Raw genomic sequence first — 13,742 nt, 5'->3', positions numbered from 1 at the left:
TTTAATTAAGCGTCTACATAGTCCGTATAAGACTGATCAAGCTATGCTTCTGCTGAAAATTCTTTAGTTTGCTAATTGCTGATCGATGTAATTCGTCATCAGCGTAAATACTTCATCAATACTCAAAGTTGAACTATCAATGAAATAAGCATCTGGCGCAGGCTTGAGTGGAGCGACTGTGCGTTCCATATCTCGCTTATCACGCGCTTCGATATTAGCTAAAATGTCGTTTATTTTAACATCCACGCCCATAGCCTGCAACTGATTTACACGGCGCTCCGCACGGGACTGAGCAGAAGCCGTTAAATAAATCTTGGCTTGGGCATTTGGAAAAATCGTTGTTGCCATATCACGGCCATCTGCAACCAAACCAGGTGCTTGGGCAAAGGCATGCTGACGTTCTAAAAGCGCAGTTCTAAGTACAGGAATTGCAGCAACTTTTGAGGCATACTCTCCGACTCTCTCTGTACGGATAACTTTTGAGACATCTTCACCGTCTAAAAGCACTGAAACACCTGTTTCATTTGTCACAAATTGTATGTCTAAATTTGTTGCAATTTTTACGCACTCATCGAGCTTTGAGTCTAATGCATCAATTAAGTCCTGCTTATGCAATGACAATCCCAACAGACGATATAACGCACCTGAATCGAGTAAGTGGAACTGATAATGTGCCGCAATTTTTGCTGCCAATGTTCCTTTACCTGAGCCACTTGGGCCATCAATTGTAATGATTTGAACTGTCATTGCTCTTCCACTTTTGTTTATACGGTTTTTGCAAGTTTTGAAAAACCAATTTTAATCGCTGACTTCAGTTGCGCAAGGATTAATTGACTAACGAATGGCGCACGCACCTGTAATTCAATCGTATAAGTGACTAAAGTACGCCCGGCATCGATCGCTTCGAATTGAATCACGCCCAAATGATGCTTCACCAATGGGTTTTTAATAATTTTATATTCAATACGTTGGTTTGGCTCAAGCAAGGTAATTTGCTCTTGTAACGGTTTCACTGGCCCAAAGCCCATACGGCGCACAGAACCCACACCATCAGGACGCTCAGGATCTACTGAATCTTTAACACGCACCACTTGAATCGGCGCAAAAGCCACGTTATAGGTCGAATGTTTTGAAAGTAATTCAAAAACTTGCTCGACCGGTGCATTAAATTCTTTTTTTACTTGAATGGATTTCATGGTGTACCCTATTTTATTTGACAATATTAATTGTCAGTAGAGTTTACTTGATTTTTTAAATTAAGTTCAGTCAAAGTGGCTTTTTCCTGTAACTTCATCAGTCGTTTTTGTTCACGACGCATTTTAAAAAAATCACTTAATTGTTGGGAGCATTGCGCTTGTAGGCAACCATGCTCAAACTCAAAGATATGGTTATAGTAGCCTGAATTTAATAATTGACGCGAACTGACCAAAGAACCTGCTTTAGGCTCAGTCGTCGCAAATACCACTCGTTTTATTCTTGAATGTACCAAAGCACCCACACACATTGTGCATGGCTCTAAAGTTACATATAAAGTTGCGTCGTCAGGTAATCGGTAATTATCGATATTCAAACAAGCTTGTCGCAAAGCTTGTACTTCCGCATGTGCGGTGGGATCTTTCAGAGAAATCGGCGCATTAAACCCTGCACCTATGACTTGATTTTGACTCACAATGACTGCGCCTACAGGAATTTCTTGCAATTCGGCAGCTTGTGCAGCCTGCTCGAAAGCAAGCTGCATCCAATGTTCATCACTATATAGATTTTGTTCAGACATCAATTAATTAAATTACACCATACTGTCTTAACAGTACATTCCAACTGTCAATATTGGTTACAGGAGGCTCATCAGCCAGAATTCCTTTGAGGGAAAGATCTGTACCTTTTTTCCATTCTGGAGATAAGTCTTTATCGACTAGACGTGCGCGCACACCTTCCACAAAGTCTGCATGACGAATTTTCCAATCCGAAATTTGGGTTTCCAGTTCAAACACTTCATTCCAAGAATGCACTTGCTTGCCCCACTGCCACAATAACCATGTTAATGCTGCTGTTGCAGGTGAACCTTTTTGTAGATTTTCACTGGCTTGACGTAGCCAATCACTGCGTGCATCGCTTAAACCAATAATTGATTCATAGTCATGTTCAAAATTATGCCCACGGCACACACTTTGAATCACATCTAACGAGTTTTGTAATGGCCCCGGCCCCACAGGACGATGCATACTATTTAAAGTGTCATCAATGGCACGAAAATCGCCCGCTGGATAATGATCCCAATCAATATTAATGACAGTTTCAAGTACATTATCACGCTGCGCATCACAAATATGCGTCGCCCAACCGATACCATAAGCACCTGCTGCAGTCATAATCGAGCCTGTAAGTCCCGTAAATAAACCAATGGCACCACGGTCAGCCAAGAAACGCGTCGCACCGACATCTGGATACAAACCAATATTAATCTCAGGCATTGCTAAACGTGAATAAGGTGTCACCAAACGGAAAGGTGCAGCCATAAACAGACCTAAACCACCACCCATGACATAACCTTCGCCCCAAACCAAAATCGGCTTTGCATAGTTATGCAGCAGCAAATCTAGGGCATATTCTTGTTCAAAGAATTTATTCGCCGTTTCAACTTCATCATTGACCACCAATTGGCGCAATTTGCGTACATCGCCACCTGCACAAAATGCTTTTGGCGTAGTGGAATCTAACCAAATTGCTTTTACAGCATCATCGTGTTGAAAGTCCTGAAAGACTTCAAGCAACGCTGTACAGATTGATTCATCTAATGCATGAAGCGATTTTGGGCGATTCAAGCGAACAATGCGCCAGCCCTTTTTCGCTTCTTCAACAATCAGATCTGGGTGATAATTTTTTGAAACGGGAGAATAAGTCATGCGTCCAGCTGCCAGTCTATTGGCTCAATGCCATTTTGTTTAAGATAATTATTACTTTTTGAGAACACCTTACAACCAAAAAAACCACCGCGGTTTGCAGCCAAAGGTGATGGATGCGCGGCTTTTAGCACCAAGTGCTTATTTTGGTCTATGCGTTGTCCCTTACGCTGTGCATATGCCCCCCATAAAATAAAGACAATATGCTCACGTTGTTCATTTAAAACATCAATCACATGGTCTGTAAAATCTTCCCAGCCACGTTTTTGATGTGAAGTTGGTTGCCCAGCCTCAACAGTCAGTACCGCATTTAAAAGCAAAACACCTTGTTCTGCCCAGCGTGTTAAGTCCCCATGTTTTGACACTGGTACCCCAAGGTCGGTATTTAACTCATGGAAAATATTACGTAAAGAAGGTGGTAATGCAACCCCCTTTTGTACCGAAAAACTCAAGCCATGTGCCTGATTTGGCCCATGATACGGGTCTTGGCCTAAAATCACCACCTTTACATTCGCCATAGGCGTCGTGTTTAGGGCATTAAAGATCAGCGGATTCGGTGGATAAATCACTTTATCCTGTTTGATTTGTTGTAACAGAAAGTCTTTTAACTCATCCATGCGGGGGCTAAGCAAAAACTCACTTAGGGCATATTTCCAGCTAGGCTCAAGCTGCACTTTAGCGAGTTTTGCTTGTTGCTCTTCTGTTAAAGACATCACTGTTAACCAATCCTAATAAAACCAAATATTTACTTAAATTCTAACTTGTAAATCAACTGCAGGGTTTAAAAATTTTTGACCCTGTTTTAATTTTTCATACATTTGAGTATCGTTCCATTCCGACTGAACCTGTTCGGAGAAGACGATTTGATCTAACTGCAACAACCCCATTTGTGCGTTGTCGATATCTTCTAAGAAGCTTTGCGCATAGCCTGTGTCTGTCTCATGCACGATCACAGAATACACCTCAACATCACCCTCACCATTTTGAGTTTCTGTTGATTTTAGAACTTGTTGTGCCAAGTAAAAGAAGATTCGTGAAAACTGCTCTGCTGAAGGCGATACAGGTAGTTCAACCCAACGTGCGCTGAACTGTTTGCAGGCACGAATGTACTCGGCATCATCGTGTTGCCAAAAACAAATCGCGTGATCAAAACTGTCAAATAAGTCTTTAATTACCCCTTTGAGCAAACCGAAATCGTAAACCATTTGCCCATGGTCAAGTTTCGACGCTTTAAGTAATAGTTCGACTTTATAACTATGTCCATGAATGGAACGTTTGCAACGGTCTGACGTGCAATTACGCACGATATGCGCGTTTTCAAACTTAAATAACTTACGAATTAACATATGTCGTAATGCAATCAAATAATCTATGGGTTCTTAGAGATTATAATGCAAAAGTCTAGCAAGAGGCATTAATTTTGCTGTTCAGCACAATTGGGAAAAGGCATCATGAAAATTTAGCGACCTTTAAGACCTAAAATGGTGCCATACTGCGAAAAGCCACATATACATCTTTATCTTTTCGCACTAACTCACTGGTAAATTGACGCTTTCTTTCATTTAAAATAATTTCAATTTGCGCTTTAAAATAGTTCGACTGCACACCCAATTGTGAATTTAAAACTTCCCTATTTTCTGTGCTCACCTGTGCAAATGGCTCCATTGCCCATAAATCATTGATATTTTCGAAATGTTCAAATTTGGCAGCTTTTTGTTGCAAAGCTTGCTCAACTGCATTGACATCTAAACGATCATCCATAGTCGCTAACAAAAATGCAGGAGCGGTATTAATGTTTACCGTTGTTTCATGCGAGGGCAAGCTACTCACATAGGGCGCAATCAGTTTATATTGAGCACCTTCAAAACCACGGACTGATTTCAGTTCTTCCACACTATGGAATTTTGCATTTGGCGGTAGTGCCGCATTATTTAAACCACGATAGTATGCCAGCTCTGCTCCCATCGGGCCAGAAGTCTCATCATCTTCATCTTGCCAGTCAATCACGGCTTGACTTAATTCTGCGGGTAAACCAACACGCTGCAATATTTTTTCAAACCATAACTTTGCTTTGTCATTTACTACACCCTCTTCTGAAACCAAACTATTGAGGTTAAATTTTCCAGATTCATCTTGCAGCACACCTGCAACAGTTCCACCTTCCACTGGAAAGGCGGGCATAGGCTGAGCCCAATTTTCTTGGAGGTGATCCACCTGCCCTGCATTTTCGGCATCATTTACCAAAAGTTCAGCAAAAAATGCTTCGGCACTTTTCGCATATAACAACGACTGATTTTGGCGCATCACATAAGCGGTATTTTCAGAAGTATGGGCTTGTTGTTTTGCGATGCCTGCTGCAACTATGGTTGCCAAAGCTACCATCATCAGGATAGTTAACAAAGCGATGCCACGTTGCTGTTTCATACGCAACTCCGAACTTCAAATGACTCTACTACCTGACCGCTAACCATTCTTATTTTTATCCAATAAAAAATCAGTATTTAACAAACTGAATAACCATTCGTAGTTTGTCCCATCAACTGTGAGCTGCATCCTGATACCCCGCGGTAACAGTTGAATGGTTTTTTCATTATTCAAATCAGCGGCAGCATCTGGCCAATTCTCTAACTCATTTGGATTGAGTACCGTGATTTTATATTGTTCAACATTATCCAGTAAAACACTCGAATCTGGCTGATCATGCCCCGTTTGGTTGAGATTTTTAAATTTTAGCCGATACAATTTTTTTTCATCAGCTTTGTATTGATATTCCACTCGCTCGTCAGGTGCAATGCCCTGATTTAATGGATCAGTGACACCTGTCTTACTGAAATTAAATCGGCCATTTTGCAATACTAACGCTGGTTGAATATCTCCATTAATATTGGCAGTTAACGGCACAGCTTGTACAGTGTCTCTGAGTATTTGCTGATGGGCATCTTGCAACTGACTGAGCCTTACTTCATGGGTTGCGTTTCGCTCTTTCACTTTCGAGACATAATCAAAGACCTTCCAGCCCAAAGCAGACAGCACTGCGAAAATAGCAATCGCAACCAAAAGCTCAACTAAGGTAAATCCTGCTCGATTCCTCATTCCTTGCTGCACAAGCACAGGCATATCTTGAGATGTACGTTTTTTTCTAGTTATTATTTTCATCCAACGGAGCCTTATAGTTAAAGAACACCAAACTGCTAATCCCTGCTTCAACATCGCCTGTTTCAGCATTCATCAAACTCACTTGGATATCAATACGTTGTACATTTGGACTAATGGTGGCTTGGGCTTTTTTGTCAATTTGCCATTGTTCGCCTTGTTCAGTGACTTGTTTAGATGCAGTACCTGTCATCCATTCACGATTGATTTCCATCTTAGCGATTTCATTCAACGCGACGAATTGTGCTTTATTTCTTAAAATTGCGTGTGCTGTCGACTGTGTATATTGCATCGCAACATTAGACAAAGCCATTGCCGCCGTCGCAAAAATTGCCAATGCCACCATGACTTCAAGTAGCGTAAACCCTTTAGCCCGCATTGACTTTCCCTAAATGATCAATTTCGATTTCATTACCAATGGGACGTTCTTCAAAATAAAACTGTATACGTACAGGCTTTACCTCACCATTGCCCAACCATATCAACTTGGGTGCATTGGTATTTAACAAATCATCATTATTGGCATTTTCATACTGCTGATCTAAAGGCTGAATTGTAAAAGAGACATTTTCAGGTAATACTCGGGTTTCAAAATCTTTATAGTTTTGCCATTTATTATTTTGATTTAAAATACTATTTTCTACACGTTTTTGTTCTGGTAAATATTCTTGTACCGCATAGCTTTGCGTGTTGACATCCGTTCCAGCTTTTTGCTGTAAAGCCAATATCAAAGCTTGATCATTTGCATCACGTAAAATTCGTTTCAGATCCATCACAAACACTTCGCGTGCTTGCATGGCTTTGCGTTGATCTGTCCCACCGATATTCAAAAGCACCAATGAGGCCATGATGCCCATAATTACAATCACCACCATCAATTCTACGAGGGTGAAGCCACGAACCAATGATGGTGATGCACTTTTCATAAGCAGCCTTTAAGCGAATTGAGCAACCGCATGCACTTGTTTTGGTAAGGCCAAGGCTTGATCAATATACGCAACCCGCAAGGTGTCTCTTGAACCCAAATAACGCTGATAAAAACTAGAGTTCAAAATTGCTGCAGCGCCATGTGTAAGTGACCAAATTGAAGCAAGATAATCACGTACTGGCATGCTACTTTGAATCGACTCCAAATAATGCTCAGTCATACGAATGATCAATCGTAGGCGTTGTTTGCGCACTTGATAAAGTTCACTAAACAAGTGTTGAATACCCACACCCGTTGTCGATAAACGCTCTTCAATTTGATGAAACAACACTGTACGTTCTGGGTGATGTAAGTGATGCAACATAAAGAAAGCAAGGTGTTCAGGAAAAGCTTTATCGGTGTCTTTAATCATTTCCAATAACATGCGTTCATTACGAATAATGAGCAACATATATAGTTCATCTTTACTTTGAAAATGTTTATATAACGTCCCTTTTGCCAAGTCGAGTTCTGCCGCTAGCGCATCTAGTGTCATCCCTGCTTCGCCATTTTCCAATAGCAGCTGCTCTGCCACTTGGAAAATTAATGCCTCTCTTGCTCTAAACTGAGCTTGACGATCCATCTTCACCCTATACTCTCTTACTCTTATATCAATTCAAATTATTTACTTAAGATTGAGGAGATTTTCAAAGTTTTGCATTGTAATGAAAGCCATCTCTTCAATTGACTTATCATATACATCACTTAAGGCTTTGGCTACATAAGGAACGTATTTTGGTTCATTAGACTTTCCTCTATAGGGCATCGGTGCAAGGTATGGGCTATCTGTTTCAATCAGCACGCGATCCAGTGGTACTTGCTTAGCCACATCACGTAAATCTTGCGCATTTTTAAAAGAAACAATGCCTGAAAATGACACGTAATAACCACAATCTAAGACCGCTTTTGCTGTTTCCCAATCTTCAGTAAAACAATGCAAAATACCGTGAGTGGATTTCTCTGCACGGATAATATCCACCGTATCATGCTTTGCAGAACGGGTATGAACAACCACTGGTTTTTTTACAGCTTGTGATGCGTGAATATGGCGGGCAAAGCATTCTTTTTGCTCTGCAATAAAGTCGGTACTATGAAAATAGTCCAGCCCTGTTTCACCAATCGCCCAAACCTTTTCAGGTTGTGCTAATTCAATGAGATATTCTTCTGTTGCCCGAGCCATCGTTGCAGGATCTTCACATGGGTGTACCCCAACGGAATAACCTACATCTGCATGACGTGCGGCAATTTTTGAAAGTTCGATATGGTCATCTAGATCAACCGAGATACTCATAAATTTTGAGACCCCGGCTTGACGAGCCTGATCCAATGCAAGATCTAAATTACCCTCATAAGGGCTTAAGTCAAGCATGGTTAAATGGCAATGGGTATCTACAAACACAATATGTACCTACAAGTCTTCACTGTTGTAACTACATAGTGTAACTTCTACGCCCCTCAGATTTAAGCCCTGCAAGTAAACGTTCTGCTTCTGTTTTGAAATAAACGCCTTTTTCGCCGCTTAATTGAATCCCAAAGCCTTGTGGTTTAATGCCATTTTGCTTTTGCGAAATCCAAATCACTTTCCCTGTCAAAGGAATTTTTATACTTTGTTCAGGCAAAGTCGCCAATAAGAAAACCTCATCACCCATTTTCACAGCTTGCTTTGATGGTACAAATAAACCGCCACCAACGACATAAGGCATGTAGCTCGCAAAAAGTGTTTCCACATCTGGAATATTAGCGTGAACAATCCCGCCCATACGTGGTTGCATGATGTTTCCCCTTAATTAAACATTCATCAGTTTGATACAAAGCTCATCTACGACCAGATTCCCCTGTACGTTCTGCTCGATGAACCGCTTAGACTGCTGTAATTCTGTATAAATCCCAAAGAGTGTTTCGAGCGAATATTGCTCTGCCAACACCCCAAAATCCAAATCTATATTTTTTATGGATTGATTTAGCTTGACACAAATTATATCGGACAACAAGTATTCAAACATTTGACTAAAATCACTAAAACTCAGTGCTTTATTCCACTTGGTCGCAATTGCCATCGGCATGTTTTTTTGTGTCACAAGTTTTTGCCAATCTTGTAGAAACTCTTGGCGCATATTTAGCCATTCACTACTTGCCAATGAAATTGCTTGTAATGGCATTTGACTGGCTAAGTTCATGAGAACTTTGCGCTGAGTTTCACCACTATCGGGCAAATGCTGCTGTAAATATTGCTGTGATTGTTCGGGTTCAATACGATCCAATGCATAGTGCTGCATTCGACTGCGAATGGTTGCCGGCAATTTCAAATAGTGCTCTGCCAACAACATAATCACAATGCGTTCGCCAGGCTCTTCCAATGTCTTCAGCAAAGCATTCGATGACGCAATGTTTAATGCTTCAGCAGGCTCAATCAACACAACTCGCCAACCGTCTACGGTTTGCTGTACAAAGGGCAATAAATCACGAATTTTTTCGATTTTAATTTTGGCATTTTGCTTTTTATTGTCTTCATCTGTGCTGATGTGGACAAAATTTGGATGTGTATCTGACTTTAACCACTGGCAACTCCCACACTCACCACATGGCTCAGTTCGCTCATCACGTTTTTGACACAGCACCCAAGCAAGAAATTGTTTTGCAAATGCCTCTTTACCACAGCCTTTTTTGCCATACAAAAGCACGCCATGTCCCAGTTGTGGAAAACGGCTGGTTAATGTATTCCATGTATTTTGCTGCCAAGGGTACACTTGCGCCACAATGTCATTTTGCATAAATCGTTAAACCTTATTCGAAGTTTGAAACATCCATTTGGTTCAAACGATCAAGGTCAGCTTGAGTGTCTACGCCCGGTGGTAGGTTCGCTTCTGCCACAGCAATGGCAATACGGTGACCATTTTCCAAAACGCGTAATTGTTCAAGGCTTTCTAATTTTTCGAGCACACCCATATCCCAAGTGACATATTCTTGAAGGAGTTTTACGCGGTATGCATAAAGTCCTAAATGACGAAAAGCTTGATCATGCAAGGTTTTTTCAGCTTGCTTTGCACCGTCTCGGTCATACGGAATAGTCGCACGGCTGAAATACAGCGCTTGATTGTGCTTTGACATCACCACTTTGACGATGCTGTCACGTTGAAACTCATCCAGACTATGAATCGGCTCGCAGAGCGTCGACATTGAACATGTTGGCTGATCAACGAGTAATTGTGCAACTTGTTTTACCAATTGAGCGGGAAGCAAAGGTTCATCGCCCTGCACATTGACAATAATGTCATCACTTGCCCAACCTTTGATACGTGCAACTTCACTTAAACGATCTGTCCCAGATGGATGCTCTGTAGAAGTCAATACCACATCAACCCCTTCCGCACGACACACTGCGGCAATACGTTCATCATCTGTAGCAACACAAAGATCATCGAATCCTGCAACTTTTTTGGCTTGATCGACCACACGTAAAATCATCGGACGGCCATGAATTTCAAGCAATGGCTTACCTGGTAAACGTGAACTTGAAAAACGTGCAGGAATAACAATATGTTTCATAAATTAAATGCCTTCGGGAAGTTTCAGACCCAGTTGTTTCAACTGTGCATGCAAAGTTTCATAACACGCAGGTGATAACACTGCATCAACAGGAACAACCCATATTTCTCTTTTAAAATCTGGATTATTTTTGAGGATCGCTAAAATTTTAACTGCATCTTTTTCAGTGGTAATGATGGGATTGGCATCTTCAAACTGCAAATCACTCAGTTCATATTCATAATGATCCGGGAATTCATGACATTGAAATTGATGAATCCCCATGTTTTCAAGGGTTTTATAAAATCGTTGCGGAAATCCGATACCCACCACAGCATAAAAATCTTTGTTTGCATCAAATGTCGTCACAAGATCTTTATTGAGCAAATAAGGCTGCGCCGCTTCTAGATGCATATTCAGTGGAGAACTTGGATCTGCTGAATGTTCAATGACTGTTCCACTGGCAAGGCGCTTTTTCGGTTCACGCAAATAACCTTCGGGTAATAATTTTTCATTGCCTAAACCACGGTTATTATCCAGTACGATCCATTCCAACTGACGTTGAAGCGCCCAATGCTGTAAACCATCATCGCAGATGATCAAATCCAATTCATGCTTAGAGAGCAGCAACTCAATACTTTGCTGGCGGTTTGGACCGACTGCCATCGGTACACCTGTAGACTGAACAATTAAGCTCGGTTCATCACCTACCATTTCAGCCGTCGAGTCTAAATCCACATAGGCCGGAAATGGTCCTTGACCACCATAGCCACGACTGATCACACCAACACGCAGCTTTAAGCTATTTAAATAACTGACCAAGTGAATGAGCAATGGGGTTTTACCACTTCCACCCACTGTGATGTTTCCAATGACCATGACTGGAATAGGCGCTTTATAGCTTTGCTTAATACCTGATTGATAGAGTTTTTTATTGAGTAAAAAGCCGCCACGATAAAGCCATGACAAAGGTCTAAACACAACGAGCCACTTTGCCTGTTCATTCCAAGCATCCTGAATCAATTGTGCAAAAGACATGACTTAATTTTCCTCAAAATTACGCTGATGAAGTTGGTAATATGCACCACGCTGTGCCATCAACTCTGTATGCGAACCTTGTTCAATAATACGCCCTTTATCCATCACCACAATACAGTCTGCATTTTCAATGGTCGATAAACGATGTGCAATCACGATCGTGGTACGATCTCGCATCGCAGCGTCAAATGCTTGCTGAATGAAAAATTCAGATTCGTTATCTAGCGCACTTGTCGCTTCATCTAAAATTAAGATCGGTGCATTTTTCAAAATCGCACGCGCAATCGCAATCCGTTGACGTTGACCACCAGACAGATTTAAACCTTGGGCACCCAATGGCGTGTCATAACCTTGCGGTAAATCCATAATAAAATCATGTGCAAATGCAGCTTTAGCAGCAGCAATGACTTGTTCATCTGTTGCATGCTCTAGCTGTCCATAAGCAATATTTTCACGCACAGTACGGTTAAACAAAACCACTTGCTGATTGACCATCGAAATCTGAGTACGCAAGCTATTTAGCTCAATATCATGAATATCATGCTGATCTAGCAACAATTGTCCAGAAGACACCTCTTGATAACGCACCAACAGATTGACCAATGAAGTTTTACCTGCACCTGAACGCCCAACTAGTGCAATGGTTTGCCCTGCATTAACTTTTAAATTGAAGTCATGAATCGCATGGTGACCATCAGCATAGATCAAATTGACATTTTTAAATTCGACATCACCTTTCAAAGCAGGCTTCAGCGTGCCGTTATTTACTTCTTCAGGCATATCTAGCAATTCAAAAACTGAATAAGCTGCTGCCATGCCTCGTTGTAGTTTTTCGTTGACATCCGTCAAGGTTTTAATTGGCTTACTCAGCATACCTGCGGCAGTGATATACGCTACAAACTCACCCGCTGTTGTATCTTGTAAAATCTCAGGGCGTAGCGCGATATACATCACGATACTGAGCGCGATCGACATAATCAGCTGAACAATTGGGCTATTGAGTTGCTGCACCACAACCATTTTTAAGCCGCGGCGTAAGTTCTCCATCGAGCTTTCATAAAAACGTTTTTGTTCATAATCTTGCCCTGCAAAGCCCTTCACTACCAAGTTGCCTTGTACTGTCTCTTGCACCACATGGTTAACGTCACCCATAGTACTTTGTACTTGCATGGATAATTTACGCATGCGTTTCGACGCTTTACGGATGATCAGACCAATAATTGGGCCAAAAATCAAAATACACAGGGTTAAACGCCAATTGGTATAGAGCAAATAACCCAATAATGCGATGGTAATCAGACCCTGTTGTACAATCGTTTTCAGTGACTCAGACGATGCCGCCGTCAACTGTTCAACGTTATACATAATTTTTGCAGTGATATGACCGCTCGAATTATCTAAATAATATTGCGAAGGCAAACGCATGAGTTTTGCGAACACTTGCTGACGAATATTAAAGATTAAGTTTCGAGAAATCACTGCGGTAAAATATCCTCCCATGAACAAACCGAGTCCACGGAAGAACATCAATAAAACCACCAAGAGTGGAAATAAGGTTGTAAAGCTTTGATCTTTGTTTTGAATGGCTTCAATAATGCGTTCCAATAATTTTGCGACAGAAACTTCTGTCGCAGCATTAATACCGAAACCAAGCAAAACCAGCAGGCCGATTCCCCAAAAAGGTTTTAAATAACTTAATAGGCGTAAATAGACCTTAAAATCGTGCTTCACTAATAACCTCGAGTTGGAACTTTGGTACTGATGTTGATATTCACAAATCCAAGTTGACCTGCAACATCCATCACCCGAATCACATCCTGATGTGTTGCTTTTGCATCTGCGGCAATCACAAACATTAAATCACGACGATCATTGGCTGTCTGTTTAATTGCAGTATTCAAATCAGAGACTTCTTTACTCGCCAATGACTGACCATTGACAGAATAATGTCCTGTTGAATCCACCACAACTTCAATCTTTTGATCATAGTTTTTAGGTGGAACACCCTGTGCATCTGGCAAAGTCAGGTTCATTCGACTCATCTGGTTAAAGGTGGTCGAGAGCAACAAGAACACCAAAATGAACATCAAACAGTCAATCATCGGTGTGAGGTTGATATGAATATCTTCAACCTGACGACGTTTAAATTTCATGCGCAG

18 protein-coding genes are annotated in these 13,742 nt (G+C 41.2%); all 18 read right to left on the bottom strand.

What is annotated here, in order from left to right; genetic code table 11:
* Positions 1–63: 63 nt before the first annotated feature.
* Entirely contained in the window at positions 64–747 is a 684-nt protein-coding gene (gene cmk, locus FTU80_RS03040) for a (d)CMP kinase (RefSeq protein ID WP_180022534.1), read from the bottom strand.
* Between the two features lie 17 nt (positions 748–764).
* Positions 765–1,196, bottom strand: coding sequence for an SRPBCC family protein (locus FTU80_RS03035; RefSeq protein WP_180084221.1), 432 nt, complete (start codon positions 1,194–1,196; stop codon positions 765–767).
* A gap of 26 nt (positions 1,197–1,222) precedes the next feature.
* Positions 1,223–1,774 (bottom strand): tRNA adenosine(34) deaminase TadA, encoded by a 552-nt coding sequence (tadA, locus tag FTU80_RS03030; RefSeq protein WP_078193658.1) that lies wholly within the window; start codon positions 1,772–1,774, stop codon positions 1,223–1,225.
* A 7-nt stretch (positions 1,775–1,781) separates the two neighbouring features.
* Positions 1,782–2,903 carry an enoyl-CoA hydratase/isomerase family protein gene (locus tag FTU80_RS03025; RefSeq protein WP_180010307.1) on the bottom strand — a complete coding sequence of 374 codons (1,122 nt, stop codon included), beginning with the start codon at positions 2,901–2,903 and terminating at the stop codon, positions 1,782–1,784.
* The gene (gene ung, locus FTU80_RS03020) at positions 2,900–3,613 is read right to left on the bottom strand and encodes a uracil-DNA glycosylase (RefSeq protein ID WP_078193660.1); all 714 of its coding nucleotides are present in this window, start codon (positions 3,611–3,613) and stop codon (positions 2,900–2,902) included. The genes FTU80_RS03025 and ung overlap by 4 nt, the downstream gene beginning before the upstream one ends.
* A 36-nt stretch (positions 3,614–3,649) precedes the next feature.
* Positions 3,650–4,246 (bottom strand): 6-carboxytetrahydropterin synthase, encoded by a 597-nt coding sequence (locus FTU80_RS03015; RefSeq protein ID WP_078193661.1) that lies wholly within the window; start codon positions 4,244–4,246, stop codon positions 3,650–3,652.
* Positions 4,247–4,376: 130 nt separating this feature from the next.
* Positions 4,377–5,324, bottom strand: coding sequence for a type II secretion system minor pseudopilin GspK (gene gspK, locus FTU80_RS03010; RefSeq protein WP_180022531.1), 948 nt, complete (start codon positions 5,322–5,324; stop codon positions 4,377–4,379).
* A gap of 39 nt (positions 5,325–5,363) precedes the next feature.
* On the bottom strand, positions 5,364–5,993 hold the full coding sequence (gene gspJ / locus FTU80_RS03005; protein ID WP_180034842.1) for a type II secretion system minor pseudopilin GspJ: 630 nt from the start codon (positions 5,991–5,993) through the stop codon (positions 5,364–5,366).
* Between the two features lie 46 nt (positions 5,994–6,039).
* Positions 6,040–6,432 (bottom strand): type II secretion system minor pseudopilin GspI, encoded by a 393-nt coding sequence (gene gspI, locus FTU80_RS03000; RefSeq protein WP_078188947.1) that lies wholly within the window; start codon positions 6,430–6,432, stop codon positions 6,040–6,042.
* Positions 6,422–6,979 carry a type II secretion system protein gene (locus FTU80_RS02995; protein ID WP_180084220.1) on the bottom strand — a complete coding sequence of 186 codons (558 nt, stop codon included), beginning with the start codon at positions 6,977–6,979 and terminating at the stop codon, positions 6,422–6,424. The genes gspI and FTU80_RS02995 overlap by 11 nt, the downstream gene beginning before the upstream one ends.
* 9 nt (positions 6,980–6,988) lie before the next feature.
* Positions 6,989–7,603: a TetR/AcrR family transcriptional regulator gene (locus FTU80_RS02990; protein ID WP_078193665.1), complete on the bottom strand. Its 615-nt coding sequence runs from the start codon at positions 7,601–7,603 to the stop codon at positions 6,989–6,991.
* Positions 7,604–7,645: 42 nt separating this feature from the next.
* Positions 7,646–8,419 (bottom strand): TatD family hydrolase, encoded by a 774-nt coding sequence (locus FTU80_RS02985; protein ID WP_111885060.1) that lies wholly within the window; start codon positions 8,417–8,419, stop codon positions 7,646–7,648.
* Positions 8,420–8,450: 31 nt separating this feature from the next.
* The gene (locus FTU80_RS02980; protein WP_111885061.1) at positions 8,451–8,792 is read right to left on the bottom strand and encodes a PilZ domain-containing protein; all 342 of its coding nucleotides are present in this window, start codon (positions 8,790–8,792) and stop codon (positions 8,451–8,453) included.
* A 15-nt stretch (positions 8,793–8,807) separates the two neighbouring features.
* Positions 8,808–9,791, bottom strand: coding sequence for a DNA polymerase III subunit delta' (locus tag FTU80_RS02975; RefSeq protein WP_078193725.1), 984 nt, complete (start codon positions 9,789–9,791; stop codon positions 8,808–8,810).
* A 13-nt stretch (positions 9,792–9,804) separates the two neighbouring features.
* Positions 9,805–10,566: a 3-deoxy-manno-octulosonate cytidylyltransferase gene (gene kdsB, locus FTU80_RS02970; RefSeq protein WP_180084219.1), complete on the bottom strand. Its 762-nt coding sequence runs from the start codon at positions 10,564–10,566 to the stop codon at positions 9,805–9,807.
* A 3-nt stretch (positions 10,567–10,569) separates the two neighbouring features.
* Positions 10,570–11,583 carry a tetraacyldisaccharide 4'-kinase gene (lpxK, locus tag FTU80_RS02965; RefSeq protein ID WP_180084218.1) on the bottom strand — a complete coding sequence of 338 codons (1,014 nt, stop codon included), beginning with the start codon at positions 11,581–11,583 and terminating at the stop codon, positions 10,570–10,572.
* A 3-nt stretch (positions 11,584–11,586) separates the two neighbouring features.
* A complete protein-coding gene (gene msbA / locus FTU80_RS02960; protein ID WP_180084217.1) occupies positions 11,587–13,314 on the bottom strand; it encodes a lipid A export permease/ATP-binding protein MsbA in 1,728 nt (575 codons plus the stop codon).
* Positions 13,314–13,736, bottom strand: a complete 423-nt coding sequence (locus FTU80_RS02955) for a biopolymer transporter ExbD (RefSeq protein WP_078193671.1) — start codon at positions 13,734–13,736, stop codon at positions 13,314–13,316. The genes msbA and FTU80_RS02955 overlap by 1 nt, the downstream gene beginning before the upstream one ends.
* Between the last annotated feature and the right edge of the window lie 6 nt (positions 13,737–13,742).

Origin of the sequence: Acinetobacter sp. YH12145, assembly GCF_013418335.1 — a bacterium.
GTDB classification, from domain to species: domain Bacteria; phylum Pseudomonadota; class Gammaproteobacteria; order Pseudomonadales; family Moraxellaceae; genus Acinetobacter; species Acinetobacter amyesii.
The sequence above is the reverse complement of the archived record's forward strand: the minus strand, read 5'-3'. Positions and strand labels throughout refer to the sequence as shown.

Coding starts and splice junctions, on each gene's coding strand:
- gspJ (WP_180034842.1), bottom strand. CDS start 5,993: ATGAGGAATCGAGCAGGATTTACCTTAGTTGAGCTTTTGGTTGCGATT.
- FTU80_RS02990 (WP_078193665.1), bottom strand. CDS start 7,603: ATGGATCGTCAAGCTCAGTTTAGAGCAAGAGAGGCATTAATTTTCCAA.
- gspK (WP_180022531.1), bottom strand. CDS start 5,324: ATGAAACAGCAACGTGGCATCGCTTTGTTAACTATCCTGATGATGGTA.
- ung (WP_078193660.1), bottom strand. CDS start 3,613: ATGTCTTTAACAGAAGAGCAACAAGCAAAACTCGCTAAAGTGCAGCTT.
- kdsB (WP_180084219.1), bottom strand. CDS start 10,566: ATGAAACATATTGTTATTCCTGCACGTTTTTCAAGTTCACGTTTACCA.
- FTU80_RS02955 (WP_078193671.1), bottom strand. CDS start 13,736: ATGAAATTTAAACGTCGTCAGGTTGAAGATATTCATATCAACCTCACA.
- lpxK (WP_180084218.1), bottom strand. CDS start 11,583: ATGTCTTTTGCACAATTGATTCAGGATGCTTGGAATGAACAGGCAAAG.
- tadA (WP_078193658.1), bottom strand. CDS start 1,774: ATGTCTGAACAAAATCTATATAGTGATGAACATTGGATGCAGCTTGCT.
- FTU80_RS03035 (WP_180084221.1), bottom strand. CDS start 1,196: ATGAAATCCATTCAAGTAAAAAAAGAATTTAATGCACCGGTCGAGCAA.
- FTU80_RS03025 (WP_180010307.1), bottom strand. CDS start 2,903: ATGACTTATTCTCCCGTTTCAAAAAATTATCACCCAGATCTGATTGTT.
- FTU80_RS02995 (WP_180084220.1), bottom strand. CDS start 6,979: ATGAAAAGTGCATCACCATCATTGGTTCGTGGCTTCACCCTCGTAGAA.
- FTU80_RS03015 (WP_078193661.1), bottom strand. CDS start 4,246: ATGTTAATTCGTAAGTTATTTAAGTTTGAAAACGCGCATATCGTGCGT.
- gspI (WP_078188947.1), bottom strand. CDS start 6,432: ATGCGGGCTAAAGGGTTTACGCTACTTGAAGTCATGGTGGCATTGGCA.
- FTU80_RS02980 (WP_111885061.1), bottom strand. CDS start 8,792: ATGCAACCACGTATGGGCGGGATTGTTCACGCTAATATTCCAGATGTG.
- cmk (WP_180022534.1), bottom strand. CDS start 747: ATGACAGTTCAAATCATTACAATTGATGGCCCAAGTGGCTCAGGTAAA.
- FTU80_RS02975 (WP_078193725.1), bottom strand. CDS start 9,791: ATGCAAAATGACATTGTGGCGCAAGTGTACCCTTGGCAGCAAAATACA.